Annotated in this window: 19 protein-coding genes; 17 read left to right on the forward strand and 2 right to left on the reverse strand. The window is 35.9% G+C overall.

All coding sequences use genetic code 11. The features are described 5' to 3' along the window. Positions 1-204: 204 nt before the first annotated feature. From BUC11_RS15055 to BUC11_RS17300, 17 genes are all read left to right on the forward strand, one after another. Positions 205-885: a class I SAM-dependent methyltransferase gene (locus BUC11_RS15055; RefSeq protein WP_073355392.1), complete on the forward strand. Its 681-nt coding sequence runs from the start codon at positions 205-207 to the stop codon at positions 883-885. A gap of 35 nt (positions 886-920) precedes the next feature. Beyond that, positions 921-2,039 carry a non-hydrolyzing UDP-N-acetylglucosamine 2-epimerase gene (wecB, locus tag BUC11_RS15060; protein WP_073355393.1) on the forward strand — a complete coding sequence of 373 codons (1,119 nt, stop codon included), beginning with the start codon at positions 921-923 and terminating at the stop codon, positions 2,037-2,039. A 33-nt stretch (positions 2,040-2,072) separates the two neighbouring features. Then, positions 2,073-3,386: a glycosyltransferase family protein gene (locus tag BUC11_RS15065; protein ID WP_073355395.1), complete on the forward strand. Its 1,314-nt coding sequence runs from the start codon at positions 2,073-2,075 to the stop codon at positions 3,384-3,386. A gap of 83 nt (positions 3,387-3,469) precedes the next feature. Further along, entirely contained in the window at positions 3,470-4,486 is a 1,017-nt protein-coding gene (locus BUC11_RS15070; RefSeq protein WP_073355397.1) for an N-acetylneuraminate synthase family protein, read from the forward strand. Beyond that, positions 4,483-5,643 carry a UDP-N-acetylglucosamine 2-epimerase gene (gene neuC / locus BUC11_RS15075; protein WP_073355400.1) on the forward strand — a complete coding sequence of 387 codons (1,161 nt, stop codon included), beginning with the start codon at positions 4,483-4,485 and terminating at the stop codon, positions 5,641-5,643. Before BUC11_RS15070 ends, neuC begins: the two co-directional genes overlap by 4 nt. 1 nt (position 5,644) lies before the next feature. Beyond that, on the forward strand, positions 5,645-6,343 hold the full coding sequence (locus BUC11_RS15080; RefSeq protein WP_073355402.1) for an acylneuraminate cytidylyltransferase family protein: 699 nt from the start codon (positions 5,645-5,647) through the stop codon (positions 6,341-6,343). Next, complete coding sequence (asnB, locus tag BUC11_RS15085; RefSeq protein WP_073355424.1) at positions 6,343-8,085, forward strand: asparagine synthase (glutamine-hydrolyzing); 1,743 nt, start codon at positions 6,343-6,345, stop codon at positions 8,083-8,085. The genes BUC11_RS15080 and asnB overlap by 1 nt, the downstream gene beginning before the upstream one ends. A 73-nt stretch (positions 8,086-8,158) precedes the next feature. Next, a complete protein-coding gene (locus BUC11_RS15090; RefSeq protein ID WP_073355404.1) occupies positions 8,159-9,556 on the forward strand; it encodes a UDP-glycosyltransferase in 1,398 nt (465 codons plus the stop codon). Positions 9,557-9,558: 2 nt separating this feature from the next. Next, positions 9,559-10,122 carry a serine O-acetyltransferase gene (locus BUC11_RS15095; protein WP_073355406.1) on the forward strand — a complete coding sequence of 188 codons (564 nt, stop codon included), beginning with the start codon at positions 9,559-9,561 and terminating at the stop codon, positions 10,120-10,122. A 1-nt stretch (position 10,123) separates the two neighbouring features. Next, positions 10,124-11,557 carry an MBOAT family O-acyltransferase gene (locus tag BUC11_RS15100; RefSeq protein WP_073355408.1) on the forward strand — a complete coding sequence of 478 codons (1,434 nt, stop codon included), beginning with the start codon at positions 10,124-10,126 and terminating at the stop codon, positions 11,555-11,557. Between the two features lie 1,266 nt (positions 11,558-12,823). Then, on the forward strand, positions 12,824-13,156 hold the full coding sequence (locus tag BUC11_RS15105) for a GIY-YIG nuclease family protein (RefSeq protein WP_073355410.1): 333 nt from the start codon (positions 12,824-12,826) through the stop codon (positions 13,154-13,156). A gap of 624 nt (positions 13,157-13,780) precedes the next feature. Next, complete coding sequence (locus BUC11_RS15110; protein WP_073355414.1) at positions 13,781-14,689, forward strand: hypothetical protein; 909 nt, start codon at positions 13,781-13,783, stop codon at positions 14,687-14,689. Positions 14,690-14,752: 63 nt separating this feature from the next. Continuing rightward, positions 14,753-16,000: a glycosyltransferase family 4 protein gene (locus tag BUC11_RS15115; protein ID WP_084129704.1), complete on the forward strand. Its 1,248-nt coding sequence runs from the start codon at positions 14,753-14,755 to the stop codon at positions 15,998-16,000. Positions 16,001-16,003: 3 nt separating this feature from the next. After that, a complete protein-coding gene (locus BUC11_RS15120; RefSeq protein ID WP_073355416.1) occupies positions 16,004-17,545 on the forward strand; it encodes a glycosyltransferase family 2 protein in 1,542 nt (513 codons plus the stop codon). Continuing rightward, positions 17,542-18,534 (forward strand): glycosyltransferase family 2 protein, encoded by a 993-nt coding sequence (locus tag BUC11_RS15125; protein WP_073355418.1) that lies wholly within the window; start codon positions 17,542-17,544, stop codon positions 18,532-18,534. The genes BUC11_RS15120 and BUC11_RS15125 overlap by 4 nt, the downstream gene beginning before the upstream one ends. 31 nt (positions 18,535-18,565) lie before the next feature. Continuing rightward, positions 18,566-19,519 (forward strand): hypothetical protein, encoded by a 954-nt coding sequence (locus BUC11_RS15130; RefSeq protein WP_073355420.1) that lies wholly within the window; start codon positions 18,566-18,568, stop codon positions 19,517-19,519. Between the two features lie 190 nt (positions 19,520-19,709). Continuing rightward, a complete protein-coding gene (locus tag BUC11_RS17300) occupies positions 19,710-19,838 on the forward strand; it encodes a hypothetical protein (RefSeq protein WP_262487743.1) in 129 nt (42 codons plus the stop codon). Between the two features lie 199 nt (positions 19,839-20,037). Here BUC11_RS17300 and BUC11_RS15135 read toward each other — a convergent pair whose 3' ends face one another. Both BUC11_RS15135 and tnpC read right to left on the reverse strand, forming a co-directional pair. Further along, positions 20,038-20,442, reverse strand: coding sequence for a hypothetical protein (locus BUC11_RS15135; protein WP_073355422.1), 405 nt, complete (start codon positions 20,440-20,442; stop codon positions 20,038-20,040). A 53-nt stretch (positions 20,443-20,495) separates the two neighbouring features. After that, positions 20,496-21,455: IS66 family transposase (tnpC, locus tag BUC11_RS15140; RefSeq protein WP_139259530.1), on the reverse strand; the 960-nt coding region annotated here is incomplete at its 5' end.

Raw genomic sequence — 21,455 nt, forward strand, 5'->3', positions numbered from 1 at the left:
GTTATTTCCGATTTTAGCCTAGAAAATAGAAATGAAAACTTAAAAAACTATCTTAAGTTTCTAAAAAAGTTGCATCGCGAATAGGTCGCAGCATAATTCTCGATTGAAGATGTTAAAAAAAGAGAGTTCGAAATATGGAAAAATGGAGATAAAGATGGCTTAGAAGGGATTGAATTAAGAACAGAAAAACAAAAAGAATTAGTTTTGCAGTTCTCTAGATTTTATGAAGAACTTCCTTTTAAAGCTGAAAAGCAAACTAATAGCAGATATCAATTTGAAAATAGATACTATTCTTATACAGATGGAATAACGCTTTATTCAATGATACGACACTTTGAACCTAAGAAAATAATTGAAGTTGGTTCAGGTTATTCTTCAATGATAATGTTAGATACTAATGAATTATTTTTTAAGAATCAAATCGATTTGACATTTATTGACCCTAATCCAGAAAGATTGTATTCCTTAATGAAGGAATCGGATAAAAATAAAACTACCGTTATAGAAAAAGATGTTCAAATAATTCCATTGGATATTTTTAAAAAACTTCAAGCGGGAGATATTTTATTTATAGATAGTACACACGTTTCAAAAACAGGAAGCGATGTAAATTATATATTATTTGAAATTTTACCAATATTAACAACTGGTGTGTTAATCCATTTTCACGATATTTTTTACCCTTTTGAATATCCCAAAGAATGGGTTTTTAATGGTTTCAATTGGAATGAGGACTATATTTTAAAAGCATTTTTAATGTACAATGAAAAGTTTGAAATAAAATTATTTTCTAATTATTTGCACAAACATCATAAAGACGTTTTTAAACAAATACCTTTATTTTATAATGACACAGGTGCAAATCTGTGGTTAGAAAAGAAATAATTACATAAATCACATCGTTTATATTAAAACCTGAAATGATCCTTACTAAAAAAATTCTACTTTGTTTTGGCACAAGACCGGAAGCGATAAAAATGGCGCCTCTCTATCACGAACTCCACAAACGATGTTTTGTTGTAAAAGTTTGTGTCACGGCACAGCATCGCGAAATGCTGGATCAGGTACTTGATTTTTTTGGAATCATACCGGATTATGATCTCAATTTGATGCAGCCTAATCAAACCTTGAATCGTTTAAGTGCTGCGATTTTATCCAAAATGGATAATGTGCTTTGCGAAGTAAAACCCGATTTAGTTTTGGTGCATGGTGATACCACAACTTCATCCATGGTAGCTTTGGCAGCTTTTCATAGAGGAATAAAAATTGGGCATGTAGAGGCGGGATTGAGAACCTATAACAAGGGCGCTCCATTTCCTGAGGAAATTAATCGACAAATTATCAGTAGGATTGCAGATATTCATTTTTCTCCTACTCGACATGCCACTCAAAATTTATTGAAGGAGGGAGTTTCTGGAAATAGCATTATTGAAACAGGTAATACAGTTATAGATGCATTGTTCTGGACCTTAAATAAAATAGAAAAGGAGAATTATAAAAATAATGAAATTGATAAATTAAAGAGCACGATTCCATCACAAAAGAAAATAATATTAGTGACGGGACATCGTAGAGAAAACTTTGGGGAAGGCTTCCGGAACCTTTGCGAAGCTCTTTTGACATTATCGCAAAGAAAGGATGTAGTTATTGTGTTTCCCGTTCATCTAAATCCTAATGTAAAAGAGGTTGTATTCGAATTATTGTCTGACAAAAAAAATATCTATTTAATTAATCCTGTTTCTTATCCAGCCTTTGTTTGGTTAATGCAGCAATCTTTTTTAATCGTTTCTGATTCAGGCGGCATTCAAGAAGAAGCACCTTCGCTTGGGAAACCGGTTTTGGTCACTCGAACAGTTTCAGAAAGAGCAGAAGGAATAACAGCTGGATTTTCAACCTTGGTGGGAACTGATAAAAATAAAATTATAAATACAATTCAAGATATTTTGGATAATTTTATAGGTTTTTCCAAACTGCAAAACCCTTACGGATGTGGTGATGCATCACAACAAATTGCAAATTATTTATTAAATCTCGACTAAAATGAAAATACTTTAGTTTAAATTATATCTGTAATGAAAAAGAACCACACTATTATTGTTTGTTCGCATGATGTTTATCCACATAGTAAATCAAGTGAAGGCATTGTTAATAGAAATTGGTTTGATATTCTAAGCGAAAAATGTACTAATTTAGGACTTTTGTCATCAGAAAAAAGTATAAAGATTATAAAGCGTACACTTTTGATTAATGTAGATAATAAGGTGTTGAAAACGCTTTTTTATTGGTCAAAATTACCTAAAAATACTTTCTTTGGATTTTTATATCGTATAATTAATAGAATTAGTTTAAAGCTATTTACTTTGTCAAATGAGAGTTCATTGTATCAGATACTATGGGTTAAAATACAAACAGAGAAACTTCTTAAAATCAGTAATAGTGCTTTAGAAAACACGGTCTTTTGGTCTAGAATTTTGCCAGCCTTTTCTATTTTACCAATTATAAACGTTTGGAACCAAAAACGAATCCCTTTTATTGTAAACATCAATGATCCATTTCAAAACAATTTAAAAAATGATTATTCTTATGATGAGAAAATATTGATAGAAACTGTGGAAAAAGCTCAGTGTTGGACATTTCCTTCCAAAAGGTTAGCTACTCTTATGGCTAACAAATACAATTTGGATGTGAATAGATGCTTTGTCATTCCACATGCTATGCGCGAGCAAGATAAAATATATGATAGTAAGAAAGTTGTTAAGGGGAAACTAAAATTTGTCTATACCGGAACATTTTATAAAAGCGCCTTTACAGATTCTTTTGGAACTGAATTGATAAAGTTTTCATTGTTTAAAGAAATTAATAACGTAGAGTTTATTTTTATACTTTCCCAATACGATGATTTTTCATTACAATGGATTAAGAAAAATATACCAAAAGCAATAATTCATACAAAACTGGATAGAGATAAAGTTTTGAAAATAACTGCTGATGCTGATTGTATGCTTGTAATAGATTCAATTATGCATAAAGACCTTTTAAAAGGAAAGTTAATCGAGGCTATATCACAAGGATTACCAATTTTAGCAGTGACTTATCCAAATTCCGTTATGGACAATGTTGTAAAAGAGTATGGAGGAATTTCATCATATCAAAACATTGAAAATGATATTTCAGATAAACTAAGAAATGTTGTCACTAATCTAGAAAGCGAAATATGGCGTTCTGATTTTTGTAAAAAAAGAAGAATTGTGATGGAAAAGATTTCTGAAGAAAATATAGCTAAAGCTACAATAGAAATTGCACAATATGCATTGGAGAGGTTTTTATGGATGGAAAGGAAAAGCAAAAACGAGCCAATTATTCCTGTAAATTATAATTGGCCATAGGACTGACAAAATTTGAATCAACAGGATAATATTGCTCTGCAATAAATAATAATTATTTTTGACTAATGCATTAGATTTAAATCATGGCAATAAAAAAATCATCCCCTTATACTATAGCCGAAATAGGTCAAGCGCACGAAGGCAGTCTGGGTATTTTATATTCCTATATTGATGCTATTGCGCAGACTGGCGTTGATGCCGTTAAGTTTCAAATGCATATTGCCGAAGCAGAAAGCAGCGAACATGAGCCTTTTCGAGTGAAATTCTCTTTGGAGGATAAAACAAGGTTTGATTATTGGAAACGAATGAGTTTTTCTTTAGAACAATGGAAGGGAATTAAACAGCATTGCGATTCTTTAGGCCTCGACTTTATCTGTTCGCCTTTTAGCAATTTGGCGGTAGATTGGTTGGAAGAAATTGGCATAGAATACTATAAAATCGGATCGGGTGAGGTAACTAATTTCTTGATTTTGGAAAAGATTGCTCAAACAGGTAAGCCAGTTATCTTATCTTCGGGTATGAGTTCTTATGACGAATTGGATAGGGCCGTTCATTTTCTAAGAGAAAGAAAGGTTGGTTTTTCTATCTTGCAATGTACCACAGCGTATCCAACGCAACCGGAACAATACGGATTAAATGTCATCCAAGAATTAAAGGTACGATATAATGTTCCTATTGGTTTTTCGGATCATTCGGCTAAAATGGAAACTTGTATTGCCGCAACGGCAATGGGAGCCAGTATTTTGGAATTTCATGTTGTTTTTGATAGACAACTTTTTGGTCCGGATGCGAAAGCATCGTTAACCATTCAAGAAACAAAAAATTTGGTAGCTGCTGTTCAAAATGTCGCCACCGCTATGTTAAACCCTATTGATAAAAATAACAATATTGCTTTTTCAGAACTCAAGCAAATTTTTGAAAAATCATTGGCAGTAAATAAAAAATTAGCTAAAAATCATATCCTCACTTTCGATGATTTAGAATCTAAAAAACCAAAAAACTATGGTATTTTAGCCAGTACATACCAGGATGTAATTGGGAGAAAACTTAAATTCGACAAAAATCAGTGGGATTTTTTAAATGAAGAAGATTTAGCATGAGCAATATAAGAAAAATAGTAGTAGTAATCACGGCACGTCCTTCTTACAGTCGGGTAAAAACCGTTTTGTCCGCGATTCAAAATCACACCGATTTGGAACTGCAGTTGGTAGTTGCTGCCTCAGCTTTACTAGATCGATACGGATCTGCGGTGAATTATATAGAAAAAGACGGTTTTACCATTGCGGCCAAAGTATTTAATGTATTAGAAGGAGAGAACTTAACCGCAGCGGCAAAGACCACAGGTATCGGAATATTGGAACTCTCCACTGTTTTTGATAACTTAAAACCGGATATAGTTGTTACGGTTGCCGATCGATTTGAAACTATGGCTACGGCAATAGCGGCTTCGTATATGAATATTCCGTTGGCACATATTCAAGGAGGCGAAGTAACCGGAAATATTGATGAAAAAGTACGTCATGCGATTACTAAATTATCCGATTATCATTTTGTTGCCTCAGAAAATGCGAAAGAGCGGGTCATAAAATTAGGGGAAGATCCACAAATGGTTTTTAACACGGGTTGTCCTTCGATTGATTTGGCTGATGAAGTGTTATCGAGTAAAATACTTCCTTTTGATCCGTATGAAAAGTATGGTGGAGTAGGAGCGGCACCGGATTTATCCGAAGGCTATCTCGTAGTGATGCAACATCCGGTAACCACTGAATATCAAGATTCCCGCAAACATATTGAAGCGACACTGGAAGCGATTCATCAATTAAACAAACCGACCCTATGGTTCTGGCCTAATGTAGATGCCGGGGCAGATGGAACATCCACTGGAATTCGCGCTTTTAGAGAGCAACATATACTGCCTAATGTTCATTTTTTTAAGAATATGGAAGGTAAAGATTTTTTACAATTGCTGCAACATAGTGATTGTCTGATAGGAAATTCAAGTGTAGGAATTCGGGAATGTGCTTTCTTAGGGGTTCCAGTGGTAAATATTGGTTCCCGTCAAAACAGGAGAGATAGAGGAGGAAATAGTATCGATGTTGATTATTGTCAAGAGCGGATTGTAGGAGCTATTTTAGACTCTATACAAAGAGGAAAATCAATCTCGTCGTCTATTTACGGAGAAGGAAATGCGGGTACGCAAATAGCGGAATTATTAATGCAATTGCCTCTGCAGTTTCATAAAACAATCATGTACTAAGATGAGGATTTTAGCTGTTATACCTGCTCGTGGTGGATCAAAAGGGGTTCTCGGTAAAAATATTAAATTGCTAAACGGAAAACCATTATTGCAGTACACTTCTGAAATTGCTTTACAATCACCTTACCTTACCGAAGTGATTTTGTCCAGCGAGGAGAAAGAAATTATTACTGTAGCGAAGGATTTGGAAATCCATGTTCCCTTTATTAGACCTTCGGCATTGGCGCAAGATAGTACACCAACCATTGATGTTATTTTACACGCTTTACAATGGTTTAAAAATCAAGGGGTGTTTTTCGATGCAGTTTGTCTGTTACAGACTACGAGTCCGTTCAGAACCATTAATTTTTTGAATAAGGCTATTGAGAAATTTATAAGCAGCGGTTGTGATTCCTTAGTTTCGGTACAAAAAGTGCCTCATGAATATAATCCACATTGGACATTTGAAGTCAATCATGAGGGGAACTTAAAAATTGCCACAGGTGAAGAAAATATCATCAGCAGAAGACAGCAACTCCCGGATGCATATCACAGAGACGGAAGTATTTATATAACCAAAACGAATGTACTTTTACAGCAACATTCTTTATATGGAAAGCGCATTGCGTTTATTGAATCTGATCTAGAATATTATGTCAATATAGATACAATGGAAGATTGGAAAAAGGCGGAGCAAATGATAAAAAACAATCAAAAATAATGTGTGGTATTGTAGGAATAGTAGGTAATTTTAATATCCAGCAGCTGGACTCTATGTTGCGCAGCCAACACCATAGGGGTCCGGATGCTACAGGAAAATACACCGATGCCAGTTTTGCTGCTTTAGGTCATAATCGATTGGCTATTATTGATTTGTCGGTCCAGTCGAACCAACCTTTTTTGGATTCTTCTGGGCGATATGCTTTGGTTTTTAATGGAGAAATCTATAATTACAATGAACTTAAAGCAAGTTTACAAAACCAATATGTTTTTAAAACAGAATCGGATACCGAAGTTTTACTAGCTGCATTTATTATTTATGGAACCGATTGTTTGCAAAAACTAAACGGTATGTTTTCTTTTGCCATTTGGGACAACCAAAATAAAAAATTGTTTGCGGCAAGAGATCGTTTTGGTGTGAAACCTTTTTATTACAGCATAAAAAACAACAGTTTTTATTTTTCGTCAGAAATCAAAGCACTTCATGCTGCTGGAATTCCAAAAATACCTAATGAAAAAGTATGGGCTTCCTATTTTGCCTACGGATCTTATGGCAATCCGGATGAAACTTTTTGGCAAGACGTAGTCCAATTGCCCGGAGGTCATTTTTTGGAGTATGAAAATCAAAAACTTCAAATTAAAAAATGGTACTCTTTTGAAGAGGAGGTTGCCAAACAACCTAAGAATTTAACCTATGCCCAAGCTAAAGAACACTATTTAACGCTTTTGAAAGACAGTATTCGGTTGCGATTCCGGGCAGATGTTCCGGTTGGTTTCAACATAAGTGGGGGTTTGGATAGTTCCGTTTTATTGGCAATGGTTAATAGTCAGGAAAATGCCACTAGCAATAATAATAATAATAATAATAATTGCAATGCCTATACTTTCTATACCAATAACGGAGATTATGACGAGTTGCCATGGGTAGAAGCCATGATTGCAAAGACTAATAATCCTTTGATAAAAGTGTTGTTACAAGCAAATGAGGTTCCTGTTTTAGCTCATAAAATGGGAGGACAGCAAGACGAACCCTATGGCGGAATCCCAACATTGGCCTACGCCAAACTATTCGAACAAGCCAGAAAAGACAAGGTATTGGTTTTATTGGACGGTCAGGGTATGGACGAGCAGTGGGCAGGGTATGATTACTATACGCAAGAAAATGAAGCAACAATTCAAGGAGTTCACGATTCCCCCTATAAAATTAATATGCTGTCGGACTCCTTTTTAGCAAAAGTAGAAAAACCGGTCTATCCACAACCGTTTGATGATGTCGTGTTAAACAAGCAATACAGAGACCTGTTTTACACTAAAATCCCGCGAGCGTTACGTTTTAATGATCGAATTTCTATGATATGTTCAACTGAACTTCGCGAACCCTTTTTAGATTATCGATTGGTAGAATTTGCTTTTTCATTACCCTTGAATTTCAAAATAAAGAATGGAGTGACTAAATTTATGTTACGTGAAATCGCATCTGATTATCTCGCCGATGATTTGGTTTTTACACCCAAGAGACCGGTACAAACTCCACAGCGGGAGTGGTTGGCTGATGATTTGAACGTATGGGTAAATGAGTGTTTTGAAGGAATTAGCAATTCTAATTATTCAAGTTGGTTTATTCAAGAAGAATTGCAAAAAGAGTTGCGGCTTTACATGGAGGGGGATTTTCAATCCAGTTTTCATATTTGGCAGTGCGTTAATTGTTATGAATTGATTTTTAATTTGAAGAGATTAATTTAATTTAAATTGATTTCATCAATCAGATTAATAAACGATATTTGAAAAAATAATAAGAATAGTTTAGAGATATTTAATGTCAAACAAGAAAATATTTATTTTATTGCCTGATGGGGTCGGACTGCGCAATTTTGCCTTTACAGATTTTTATAACAAATGTAAACAAGCCACTGAAATGGATTTAATTTTTTGGAATAATACACCATTTGATTTATCAAAAATGGGTTATGAAGAAATTAAACTCCAACAAAAAAAATCAAATTTTTTTTTAGAGGTTTTGAAGAATGCCCGAAATGAAATTGAGCTTAATTGTAATATTAGAAAATCGAAAGATGCCGTTTATGATTCTTATCGATTTCCATTTTCTTATAAGACTTTAAAATCAGTTGTAAAAAGAACGGTAACTTGTTTTGTAATTCAATTATTTAATTCTGAAAAAGGGCTAGAAAAGGTGCGGACTCTAATCAGAAAGACAGGACGAAAAACGGATTTCTACAAGGAATGTTCTGAACTTTTAAAGCTCGAAAAACCAGCATTTGTTTTTTGTACTAATCAAAGAATCAGTTTAGCTATAGCACCTTTATTAGCCGCGCAAGATTTAAAAATACCAACTGCAACCTTTATTTTTTCATGGGATAATCTTCCTAAAGGAACTATGGTAGTAGAAACAGATTACTATTTTGTTTGGAGTTCTCACATGAAACAAGAACTATTATATTACTATCCTTATATCAAAGTAAATCAAATCGTAATAACTGGTAGTCCTCAATTCGAAAATCATTTTAATGTAGACAATATAATTCCTAAAGAGATATTTTTTAAACAAAATGGCTTAGATGTCACAAAGAAATATATTTGTTATTCTGGAGATGATGTGACTACATCACCTTATGACTCCGATTATTTATTAGATTTAATTAATGCTCTTAGAATTCTTAATAAAAAGGGATTTCAATTGGGGATTATTTTTCGAAGGTGTCCAGTAGATTTTTCAGATAGATTTAATTTGATTTTAGCAAGTAATAAGGATATTGTAAGTAATATTGACCCTAAATGGCACAAAGTTGGTGAAGGATGGAATACAATTCTCCCTACTTCAGAAGATTCCATTTTACAGTTGAATATTGTTGCGCATACACAATTAGTTGTCAATTTGGGTTCTTCCATGGTCTTTGATTACGCCGCTCAAAAAAAACCTTGTGCATATATTAATTATAATCCTAAAAGACATAATGGTAATTGGTCTGTTGAAAAAATTTATAATTTTATTCATTTTCGTTCTATGCCTAATGATGCAGTAGTTTGGCTCAATAGCCCAGAGGACATTGCGTACAAAATTGAAAATATGTTAGGAGATGAAATAAATGAAGTTGTGGCTGGGGCACAAGAATGGTTCAGGAAAATTAATCAACATCCTGCAGACCAAGCCTCTCAGCGTATTTGGGATGGTATTGCTGAAATTTGTAAAAAATAAAAATGGTAAGACAAACTATAGCATCGGATTATAAGCGATGTGGAATCAGTAAGGTAAGCTTTTGGGTACTGCTCAAGACCTTTTTGCTTATGCCTAATCCGGGACTGAAATTCTTGACTATTTTTAGACTGACACAGTATTTTAGAAAAAAATACAGACCCTTGTTTTACTTTTTCTTTCTTTGGATGCGCTACTTAAAAGTGAAGTATGGTTTGGATATTTCCTACAGAACCCAAATTGGGGAGGGCTTTTATATTGGACATTTTGGGAATGTAGTCATCCATGGTGATACCAAAATAGGGAATAATTGCAATATTTCACAAGGAGTTACTTTTGGAGTAAGTAATTCCGGCTCTCATATTGGAGTTCCACAAATTGGTAATAATGTTTTTGTAGGACCAGGTGCCTGTGTTTTTGGAGCAATAAGAATCGGTAATTATGTGACTATAGGTGCAAATGCAGTAGTAACAGAAGATGTGCCGGATTATCATACGGTATTGAGTCCTAAAACTAACACAATAGATAAAGATTTATCCCCTTTCTACATCCATAACAGCTGTAAATAATATGTTTTTTAATTCATTTTCCTTTGCCATTTTCCTGCCTATTGTATTTCTGCTGTATTGGTTTGTTTTTAATAAAACCAAAAGTACTCAGAATGCAGTGCTCATCATTGCGAGCTATTATTTTTATTCCTGTTGGGATTGGCGTTTTTTATTCTTGCTGGTTTTCTCAACTTTTTTAGATTATTATACCGGTATAATGATAGAAAAGGCCAAGACCGAACTGGGACGGAAATTTTGGTTTTGGCTGAGTATTAGTGTGAATTTGGGTTTCTTGGGAATCTTTAAATACTATAATTTTTTTGCCGATTCGTTTTCTCAATTATTGAACGGATTCGGGCTTCAAACCAGTCCTTTATTGCTGAACGTGATTCTGCCAGTGGGGATTTCTTTTTATACCTTTCACGGGTTATCGTACGTCATTGACATTTATTTAAAAAGAATTAAAGCCGAATTTAACTTTGTAGATTACTCCTTGTTTGTTAGTTATTTTCCACTATTGGTGGCGGGTCCTATAGAGAGAGCAACTCATTTATTGCCACAGGTGAAAGTGAAACGCAGCTTTGACTTTCAAAAAGCTAAAGAAGGAATTTTTCAGTTTGTTTGGGGCCTAGTCAAAAAAGTGGTCATTGCCGATACCTGTGCGACCTATGCCAATGCCATTTTTGATAATTATGAATCGATGAACTCGTTGTCCCTAATGCTAGGAGCGGTATATTTTGCTTTTCAGATTTACGGGGATTTCTCCGGTTATTCGGATATGGCATTGGGAATGTCCAAACTTTTTGGAATTGATTTACTGCGTAATTTTAATTACCCTTATTTCTCCAGAGACATTGCCGAGTTTTGGCGTCGTTGGCACATTTCGCTATCATCTTGGTTTCGGGATTATTTATACATTCCATTAGGAGGAAGCAGTGGAGGTACCGCGATGAAAGTACGCAATACGTTTATCATTTTTTTAGTGAGTGGATTTTGGCATGGCGCCAATTGGACTTTTATTGCTTGGGGTTTTATTAATGCTTTGTACTTTTTGCCGTTATTGCTGTTGAAAAAGAATCGGTCTAATATGGAAACGGTTGTATTATACTGGGATTTTGCTTCAGTTCGCGTATTTTTGAATATCCTCAGCACTTTTGCATTAACGTGCCTCGCTTGGATATTTTTTAGGGCAAAAACAATTGAAGAAGCTTTTAATTACATAAAACGGATGTTTTCTGACGGCCGATTTGTTTCCCAATATATGGAAAACGAGAGGTATAATTATGAATTACTCGTAATGGTGGCTGTTTTTGTAGTAGTGGAATGGAACAGTAGAACGCACATTGAACCCATTTCAGGGAAGTATTCCTGGTTGAAATTGGGGTTGTGCCTTGCTGCAATTGTTGCCTTGGGAACGTATTCGGATTACAAGGAATTTATTTATTTTCAGTTTTAGGGAGTTGCATTTTCGTTTTGCCCCAACCCTAAAGAGAGCCGAAAATATAGGTGCTCTTGAATAGTAGTGTGTATTCTTTCTTTTTCCCACCCTTTAGGGCTGGGGAAGGAAAAAGAAAGTAGGAGAGTTGAGTTTTCGTTTAACCCCGACCCTAAAGGGAGCCGAAGATTTGGTGTCCTTGAATAGTAGTGTGCAGTCTTTCTTTTTCCCACCCTTTAGGGCTGGGGAAGGAAAAAGAAAGTAGGAGAGTTGAGTTTTCGATATGAGAAAAGTTCAAGATTAATACAACTGAGCCTTTTCGAATGTACTTTGATTTCGCTCAGTATCAATTGTCCACGTGACAAGAATGGATACGATTTCAGATCGAGTCCTTCGGCTCCGCTCAAGGATAGTTATAGTTGAGTTGTCAAATCGAGCTGTCAAATCGAGCGCAGTCGAGATTCATTAGGACAAAAAAGCGTCTCGACTGCGCTCGACGTGACAAAACGAGTAGTTTAATTGTGAAATCGAGTCCTTCGTCTACGCTCAAGGATAGCTATAGTCGAGTTGTCAAATCGAGCTGTCAAATCGAGTCCTTCGTCTACGCTCAGGACAAGCTATAGTCGAGATTCATTAGGACAAAAAAGCGTCTCGACTGCGCTCGACGTGACAAAACGAGTAGTTTAATTGTCAAATTGAGTCCTCTGGCTACGCTCAAGGATAGCTATAGTCGAGTTGTCAAATCGAGCTGTCAAATCGAGCGCAGTCGAGATTCATGAGGACAAAAAGGCGTCTCGACTTCGCTCTACGTGACAAAACTAGTAGTTTAATTGATAAATTTAGTCCTTTGTCTACGTTAATGGATAGCTATAGTCGAGCTGTCAAATCGAGTCCTTCGTCTGCGCTCAAGACAAGCTATAGTCGAGCTGTCAAATCGAGTCCTTCGTCTACGCTCAGGACAAGCTATAGTCGAGATTCATTAGGACAAAAAAGCGTCTCGACTGCGCTCGACGTGACAAAACGAGTAGTTTAATTGTCAAATTGAGTCCTCTGGCTCCGCTCAGCACAAGCTATAGTCGAGCTGCCAAATCGAGTCCTTCGACTCCGCTCAGGACAAGCTATAGTCGAGATTCATTAGGACAAAAAAGCGTCTCGACTGCGCTCGACGTGACAAAACGATTAGTTTAATTGTCAAATTGAGTCCTCTGGCTACGCTCAAGGATAGCTATAGTCGAGTTGTCAAATCGAGCGCAGTCGAGATTCGTTTAATTAAAAATAAAACATAATATGAAATTCTACTATGTATATATTCTTCGTTGTATTGATGATTCTCTTTACGTAGGTGTTACTTCTGATATTGAGAGAAGAGTTATGGAACATAATATGGGTAAATATCCAGAAGCTTATACGCACAGTAGAAGACCGGTTTTATTAGTTTTTTATCAGGATTTTGCCGATCCTAATCAGGCTATCGAATTTGAAAAAAAAATAAAAAAATGGAGTAGGATGAAAAAACAAGCGCTAATTGATGAAAATTTTGACAAGTTACAGGATTTATCAGAATGTAGAAATGCAACGCATCATAAATACGAATCGGATGTTGAAGATATAGAAGAATAGTTTGATTAAGCGTCTCGACTGCGCTCGACGTGACAAAACGAGTTGTTTAATTGTCAAATTGAGCCCTTCGTCTATGCTCAGGGCAAGCTATAGTCGAGTTGTCAAATCGAGCTGTCAAATCGAGTCCTTCGTCTACGCTCAGGACAAGCTATAGTCGAGATTCATTAGGACAAAAAAGCGTCTCGACTGCGCTCGACTTGACAAAACGAATAGTTTAATTATCAAATTGAGTCCTTCGTCTACGCTCAGGGCAAGCTACTGTCGAGCTGTCAAATCGAGTCCTTCGTCTGCGCTTAGCACAAGCTATAGTCGAGATTCATTAGGACAAAAAGCGTCTCGACTGCGCTCGACGTGACAAAACGAATGGTTTAATTATCAAATCGAGTCCTTCGTCTGCGCTTATCACAAGCTACAGTCGAGCTGTCAAATCGAGTCCTTCGTCTGCGCTCAGGACAAGCTATAGTCGAGATTCATTAGGATAAAAAAGCGTCTCGACTGCGCTCGACGTGACAAAACGAGTAGTTTAATTATAAAATCGAGTATTCGTCTATAAAATTAAAAAATATCGAGGTATCAAATACTATACATGTAAATAGTAGCATAATAATCCAGAATAAAACAACAATGAAGCAGTTTTTAATTTTTACGGTCAAAACCCTCGTGTTACTGTTTTTACTTTTAGTAGTATTGGATTTTATGTATACGACTGTTTATTTGCAAGCCTCCAATCGAGGGAAAATTGATTATGTTTACAACTCGAAACCAAGAATTTACGATGTGGTAATTTTAGGATCTTCTAGAGCGAATAATCATTTTGTGACACAATTATTTCAAGAAAAAGGATTGAAAACGTTTAATTATGGCATGAGTGGTGGTCATTTATTTGAGACTTCTTTGTTGTTGAAATTGATGGTAGAGCGAAACTATACAATCAAAAATATAATAATTGAAACCGATTTAAATCTCTCCAATGAGCATAGAGCGGAGGGTATTGCATCTAAATTTTTGCCCTATATTCATGATTCTAATCTAGTAAAAGAACATTTTTCAGGAGAAAAAGATTTTTGGCAATTGTATTACATTCCATTTTATCGCTATATTGGTTTCGATGCTCAAATTGGGTTTAGAGAAATGTTTTTTAATTTTATCCATAAAAAAACCGCTCACCTGCAAAATTCCGGGTATGCTGCTTTGGAGGTTGGTAAAAAAGGAAACATGAAAAATGACATTAGAGCGTTAAAGCCCATTCATAATAAATATTATGAAGAAATCAAGCAAATTTGCGCGAACAATAATATCAATTTGATTGCCGTGATGACGCCGATTTGCAGCAATACAAAGGGATTGGATTATTTTGAAAAGGCAAACAAGATCTATCCTGAAATTCACAATTATGAAAATGTAGTGCAAGGCGACCACTATTTCTCTTCCTGCGGACACATGAATGATGCGGGAGCACGACTGTTTACAGCGACAATTATCAAGGATTTTTTTTCACTAACCAAACCGCTCCAGAGGAAAAGCGGGCAATAGATGGTAGATAGATTCACATAAAAATATAATAATGAAGGGATACCATGCCAACAATAAAACACCATGAAGAAAGATAAAAATGTTTCAGCTTGGCTCCCCTCTCCTTTAGGAGAGGGGCCGGGGGTGAGGAAAATAGCCTTTCTAACTCCTGAATACCCTCACGCCAACACAGGTAGTTCGGGTGGCATTGGTACTAGCATCAAAAACCTCGCAATGGGATTAATCCAAGAAGGATGTTCTGTTCGTGTTTTGGTCTATGGTCAAAAAGAGGAACGTCTGTTTAACGATAATGGTATCGCTGTGCAGCAGATAAAAAACATAAAATTAAAAGGGCTGTCTTGGTATTTGACCCGCAAAAAACTGGAACGCATTATTAATTCGTTATACCAAAATAAAGAAATTGATTTGGTAGAAGCATCGGATTGGACCGGAATTACCTCTTTTATTACGCCTAAAAAATGCCCAATTGTGATTCGGTTGAACGGCTCAGATACTTATTTTTGTCATTTAGACCAGCGCCCCGTAAAGTGGAGGAACAAATATCACGAAAAAAGAGCCCTTCAAAAAGCAGATGCCTTGCTTTCCGTGAGTCAGTTTACTGCTGATTTGACTAAGGAAGTTTTTGATTTAGACAGAAAATTCACCATTATCCCTAATGGAATCAACACGGATGTATTTCATAGTGGAGGAACCGATCATACTAATGACACTACTACTCTAAAGGCCCCTCTAGGGGGTCGGGGGCCGGGGAACATACTTTATTTTGGGAGTCTAATCCGTAAGAAAGGGTTGCTAGAGCTGCCTTTTATATTTAATGAAGTCGTTCGAAAAAGTCCGAATGCCACGTTAATTTTAGTGGGTAAAGATGTTCCAGATATTATTTCGGGAAATCTTTCCACTTGGAAAATGATGCAGGAGTTGTTTACACAGGAGGCCTTGGCTAACGTTAGCTATTTAGGGAGCGTTCCGTACCAGCAAATAAAAGAACATATTGATCAAGCGACGGTTTGTGTATTTCCAACGTTTGCCGAAGCCTTACCGGTTTCTTGGATCGAAGCAATGGCGATGGAAAAAGCAATTGTCGCCTCAAATATTGGATGGGCGGCAGAAGTCATTGATGACGGTAGAAATGGTTTTTTGGTACATCCTTCGAATCATCTTGAATATGCCAGTAAGATTGTCGCATTGCTTGACAATACTACTTTACAAAAGGAATTTGGTTCTTCTGCTCGAAAAAAAGTAATAGAAAAATTTAGTATAGCAGTAGTAGCACAAAAAAGTTTGGCTTTTTATAACTCTATAATGAAGTAAGTTGTGATTGTAGTATATCATTTGAATTCTAAAATTTCCGCAATTGTAACTGAGGATAATCGATCAGTAGCATTTGATAGTAAAGGTACTATTGCCGATGGTTTGCAGGTTTTAGCCCAACAATTCCCCGATGAAAAAATAGTTTGGTGTAAGGCATCGGCAAAAGCAGAACTCAATTTAGAGGCAATTCCAGCTTTACTCCATCACAATAAAATAATGGTGTCCTATGCTGCCTCCGATTATAATTTTTTGGATAGTAGAATAGGATATGTTGAGGAGTCTTTATTTATCAAAGCAAACAAAAAAGAATGTTATCCTACGTGGCAAATGAGCAGTTTAGTTGGCGGAGTGCATGCCTCTGTGCTAATTGCAGTGCAGGATAAAATAGTAAGGGAGGCTGATTTTGATTATTATTTGAATTCTATGGCTAAATTAGCAATGCCTTTGGGATTGTTATGTTATTCGGAGCCCCAACTTTTAAAACAGCTGCAAACAATAGAGACACCACAAGCTACAATCCACACTCTTTTTCGATTTGTAAAACAACATTACAAAACACGGTGGATTTTTTTATTGTTTCTTAATTTGATGCTACACGAGAGGAGTTTTCCTGTATTGCCACTGATTAGTTCTTTTTTTTACAAGACTAGAAAAAAACACACAATCAACTTAGCAGGGATCATAGTGGAGTCCACCAGAAAAGTCATTGGTACCGGAGCAATAGATGTAATTATCCCTACCATTGGCAGAGCAAACTATTTGTATGATGTGTTGATTGATTTTTCCAAACAAACCGTATTGCCTCATAAAATTATTATAGTCGAACAAAATCCAGAGCCATTAAGTAAAAGTGAATTGCATTATATAGTGGAAGAAAAGTGGCCTTTCATAATCCAACATTTTTTTATTCACCAATCAGGAGCCTGTAATGCAAGAAATTTGGCATTAGATCAAACGGAAAGTGAATGGGTTTTTCTAGCCGATGATGATAATCGATTTGAACCTAATTTATTGGAGGACATATTTAATACAATAAAAAAATATGGTATTAGAGTAGTTACAACTTCATATCCTCAAAAAAATGAAGTTAAACAATTTTTAAATATAGTGCAGTGGTCTACTTTTGGAGCAGGTAATAGTATAGTTAAAAGAGAGTTGTTAAAGAAAGTTCGATTCAATATGGCTTTGGAATTTGGTTATGGGGAAGACAGTGATTTTGGAATGCAATTGCGAAATAAGGGGAATGACGTTTTGTATTTACCTTATCCAGAAATTTTGCATTTAAAAGCGCCTTTAGGTGGATTTAGGACAAAGCCTGTTCTAGAATGGCATCAACATAACATACAACCCAAACCATCACCAACCGTGATGTTGTATATTCTATTAAATAACACCAAAGAGCAACTGCTGGGGTATAAAACAATTTTATTTTTTAAGTACTACCAATATCAAAAGATTAAAAATCCATACCGTTATTTTATTCAGTTCGAGAAGCAGTGGAAGAAAAGCATTTTTTGGGCCAATCATTTAAAAACAAGACCATGAAGTTTTCTTTAATTGTGTGTACTTATATGCGTCCAGCTCCTTTGCTAAAATTATTGCAATCGGTACAAACGCAAACCCTTTACCCTGATGAAATTTTAATCATCGATGGATCCACAAACGATCAAACAACAAAGGCACTTGAAGTGGCCCGTTTTACCAACCTAAAGTATTTTCTGGTTCCAAAGGAATCTCGAGGGCTTACCAAACAAAGGAATTACGGTATTGAAAGAGTAGATAGGGATGCCGCTGTACTTTGTTTCCTGGATGATGATATAGTTTTAGAACAAGATTACTTTGAGCAATTATTAAGTACTTATGAGTTGTATCCTAATGCTCTGGGTGTGGGTGGTTACATCATGGAAGAAACCAAAACTGAATTTGTTGGTTTCGATTACAAGCCTAAAATAGATGAATTTTATTTTGACGGATGGAAAAGAGAAGACGGAAGCCGATTTGTTTTAAGGAAAAAATTAGGGTTAGATAGCGATTGTCCTCCCGGTTATTCTTCTTTGTACTCTCACGGGCGCAGCGTTGGTTTTTTGCCGCCGAGTGGCAAAACGTATGAAGTTGAAATGCTGATGGGAGGTGTTTCTTCATTTAGAAAAAAAGTGTTTGATACGTTGAATTTTTCTACGTATTTTGAAGGCTATGGCTTGTATGAAGATGCTGATTTTACTTTAAGAGTAGCTAAAGCAGGGAAGTTATACTTAAACACAGCTGCTCAATTGTTCCACTATCACGATGCCTCTGGCCGGCCCAACAAATACCAATACGGGAAGATGGTAGTACGAAACGGATGGTATGTGTGGCGAACGAAAAATCCACAGCCAACCTTAGAACATCAGCTAAAATGGCATGCGATTACACTACTTTTGACCGGTATACGATTTAGCAATACCTTCACAACCAATAAACGAAAGGAAGCCTTTTCGGAGGCCTTGGGTAGAACGGTAGGTTGGTGGAGTCTGTTGGTTAGTAAGCCAAAGTAAATTTGTTAAACAAAATATATCGTTTAAAGTAATGGTTGTAAAATTATTAAATATTCCTAACTTTTATTCCACTTATTATTTGTTGGGATTGTATAAAGAGTATCGCCTGCAATTTGAGGCGGATACTCGTTTTATTAAATTTAATAATCTACCTATACTTATTTTTCAAATTAATGGCAAAATTGCTGTAATTGATAACGATGATCCAGTAGGAGTTGTCCAAGAGTTGTATGAAGTTTGTGAGCTGTATTTTGTAACTAATAAATTGAAAAACACGGCATCCTACAACCAAAAAAAAGTAAGATCCTTGTTTCCTCATTTCCCGGTCAATGTAATAGCTATATACATCCGAGTATTTGGATTTGAATTACTTAGGTATTTAAATTTAAAAGAGTTGGTACGTCAAATTTATATACAATGGAGAAGGCCTTATTATAAGGGTGTAGTATTTGCTAAAATAACAGATAAATTCGTTTTTTTTTCTTCTAATATTTGGAAAAAAGAACCTCATGCTAACGCCATAAGGGCTGAGTTTATTCGTTTCTGCAGTAAGGACCCTCGAATAAGTTTTGAAGGCGGTTTCGTATCTAGGTCTGATAAAAACAATCTAGGATTTGAGGATGTAGTGAATAAGGTGGTATATTCTCCGAAAACATTTTCCCGATTGAGTTCTAAATCTTTAATAGCACTCAATAATCCAGCAGTTTGTGATGCGGTAAGTTGGCGTCTTGCAGATTATCTCAATCAAGGGTTATTTGTTGTTTCCTTTCCATTTAAAATAGAATTGCCAAAAGATTTTGTGGATCAACAAAATATATACTTTATAAACTCAACAGAGGAATATGGGAAAGTTTTAAACACTATTTTAATTGACACAGAATTTCATGAAAAAATTTCGAGGAATGGTAAAGATTATTTTGATACATATTGCACTCCGAGAGCACAAGCTAAATACATAATTGAACAATTGCTTAAAAATAATTAACTTAAATGCAAATGACAATTAAATACAATACTAAAGAAATATAGGTTAGTTGGTAGTAATGTCTTTTGCTTTTCAATAAAAAAGTCTTTGATTCAATTCGATTTTCTACTAATCTTAAGGACATGGTTGCTAAGAAGATGCTAGTTTTATTTCGAGAGCAGCTAAAAGCGGAAACTTATACCTCAATACCGTGGCTCAATTGTATCATTATCACGATGCGTCGGGCCGACCCAATCAATACCAATATGGTAAAATGGTAGTGCGAAACGGTTGGTACGTCTGGAGAACGAAAAACCCAAATCCATCGCTAGAGGCGTAATTAAAATGGCATGCTATTAAGTATTTTTGACATTGATTCGCTTTACTAGTGCGCTTAAGGGGATAAATAAAACATAGGCTTGACAGAATCCTTAGGTTGCGCTGCTGGTTAGTGGAGTTTGTGGTTGCGCAAGCCAAAACAATCAAAACAGAAAACCTCGTAATACAACGAGGTTTCTAGCTGGCAAGAGGTTTCTTTTTTAAAGGATTTCTACCAAATTCAAGGCATTGTAGTTGCCGCTTTTTAATGAATATTGGATTCCATTGACTTCTTGATAAAATTCAATGAGCAATAAATACAACTGTATCCCTGATCCCGCCGGAACCTGTTCTGGGATCAAGGTGACCGTAATCAGGTTTTGATCCAGGAGAACATTAGAAATTGGACTGTAGCTTTTGTCAAATATGCCCGTTGCAAAATCCAAATTGATAAAAGCACTGCGGAAACTAACGTGTGTGGCGTTGTTGGGTGTGCTTAATTGTTCTTGAGGAATAAAATCAGTAATGGCAATGGTTCCCGTGTCTGTGGCTACCGTAAAGCTGGCTTGTAAAACCGCAGCTAAGGGCGCTTTGATATTAAAATCAAGCCCTTTCAATGTATCCACCCGAGCAACTACATATTGTTTAGTTCAATAAGATTAATGATAGGAGCGTAATTTTACAATGGTTTAGATTCCGCTAGCTGCTTGTAATTGTGAGGATACAGGTCTGTAATATTCTTGTGGTTTATAGATTGGATATTCTCAAGGGTATATTTTAGCCACTCAAAAGGATTTACGTTATGCTTTTTGCAGTTAGTAAAAAAGGTATAGGCCATAGCCGCTCTTTGAGCAGCATCGTGCGATCCGGCAAAAAGATAATTCTTTCTACCAATGGCCACTGGTCTGATTGCATTTTCCACCAGATTATTATCTATTTGCAAGTTACCATCTAATAGGTATGCCGATAAATTATCCCATCTTGTTTGAGAGTATGCAAGGGCTTTGCCAATCTGACTTTTTGGTAGGGTTAGTTTGATTTGCAAAAACATCCATTTACCTAGTTCGTTTATAATAGGTAAGCTTTGTTGAAGCCTCAGCTCTTTGATTTGATCAGGTCTAAGGCTTTGTTCTTTTGCTTTGCGCTCCACCGCATATAGCTTTTGTATTTCAACTAAAACATGTTGTGCTTTTTGCTTGTCATTATCTAAGGCTCTTTCAAATTCTCGCCGAGCATGTGCCCAACAGCCCAGAGGAGTGATATCTGATTTTTTTCCATAAGCTTTGTATCCTGCATATCCGTCTGTTTGCAAGTAACCTTTAAAGTTTTGCAAAATAGGTAGTGCAGCGCTACTTGCACGAGTAGGGCTGTAATTGAACATTACAAGTTTGGATATTGGGGCATGATACACCCAATAATAACCCAGATGCGTTTTGTCTTTTTTCTTGTCGTCTAAAACCTTGATGGTGGTTTCATCCACTTGAAGATAACCTTCATTTTTAATATCCATTACCAGCTTCTCATACAAGGGTTTTAAAGCATCCATGCTCTGAGCAGCCCAACCCTCTATTGTAGAAGAAGCAATATCGATATCTTCTCTAGAGAACCGTTGCTTTTGACGATATAGCGGAAGGTGATC

It is taken from the genome of Flavobacterium xanthum, assembly GCF_900142695.1.
Lineage (GTDB): Bacteria > Bacteroidota > Bacteroidia > Flavobacteriales > Flavobacteriaceae > Flavobacterium > Flavobacterium xanthum.

What these genes read in the sequence shown, in the direction of transcription:
- wecB (WP_073355393.1), top strand. Translation starts at nt 921, where the DNA reads ATGATCCTTACTAAAAAAATTCTACTTTGTTTTGGCACAAGACCGGAA.
- BUC11_RS15065 (WP_073355395.1), top strand. Translation starts at nt 2,073, where the DNA reads ATGAAAAAGAACCACACTATTATTGTTTGTTCGCATGATGTTTATCCA.
- BUC11_RS15070 (WP_073355397.1), top strand. Translation starts at nt 3,470, where the DNA reads ATGGCAATAAAAAAATCATCCCCTTATACTATAGCCGAAATAGGTCAA.
- neuC (WP_073355400.1), top strand. Translation starts at nt 4,483, where the DNA reads ATGAGCAATATAAGAAAAATAGTAGTAGTAATCACGGCACGTCCTTCT.
- BUC11_RS15080 (WP_073355402.1), top strand. Translation starts at nt 5,645, where the DNA reads ATGAGGATTTTAGCTGTTATACCTGCTCGTGGTGGATCAAAAGGGGTT.
- asnB (WP_073355424.1), top strand. Translation starts at nt 6,343, where the DNA reads ATGTGTGGTATTGTAGGAATAGTAGGTAATTTTAATATCCAGCAGCTG.
- BUC11_RS15090 (WP_073355404.1), top strand. Translation starts at nt 8,159, where the DNA reads ATGTCAAACAAGAAAATATTTATTTTATTGCCTGATGGGGTCGGACTG.
- BUC11_RS15095 (WP_073355406.1), top strand. Translation starts at nt 9,559, where the DNA reads ATGGTAAGACAAACTATAGCATCGGATTATAAGCGATGTGGAATCAGT.
- BUC11_RS15100 (WP_073355408.1), top strand. Translation starts at nt 10,124, where the DNA reads ATGTTTTTTAATTCATTTTCCTTTGCCATTTTCCTGCCTATTGTATTT.
- BUC11_RS15105 (WP_073355410.1), top strand. Translation starts at nt 12,824, where the DNA reads ATGAAATTCTACTATGTATATATTCTTCGTTGTATTGATGATTCTCTT.
- BUC11_RS15110 (WP_073355414.1), top strand. Translation starts at nt 13,781, where the DNA reads ATGAAGCAGTTTTTAATTTTTACGGTCAAAACCCTCGTGTTACTGTTT.
- BUC11_RS15115 (WP_084129704.1), top strand. Translation starts at nt 14,753, where the DNA reads ATGAAGAAAGATAAAAATGTTTCAGCTTGGCTCCCCTCTCCTTTAGGA.
- BUC11_RS15125 (WP_073355418.1), top strand. Translation starts at nt 17,542, where the DNA reads ATGAAGTTTTCTTTAATTGTGTGTACTTATATGCGTCCAGCTCCTTTG.
- BUC11_RS15130 (WP_073355420.1), top strand. Translation starts at nt 18,566, where the DNA reads ATGGTTGTAAAATTATTAAATATTCCTAACTTTTATTCCACTTATTAT.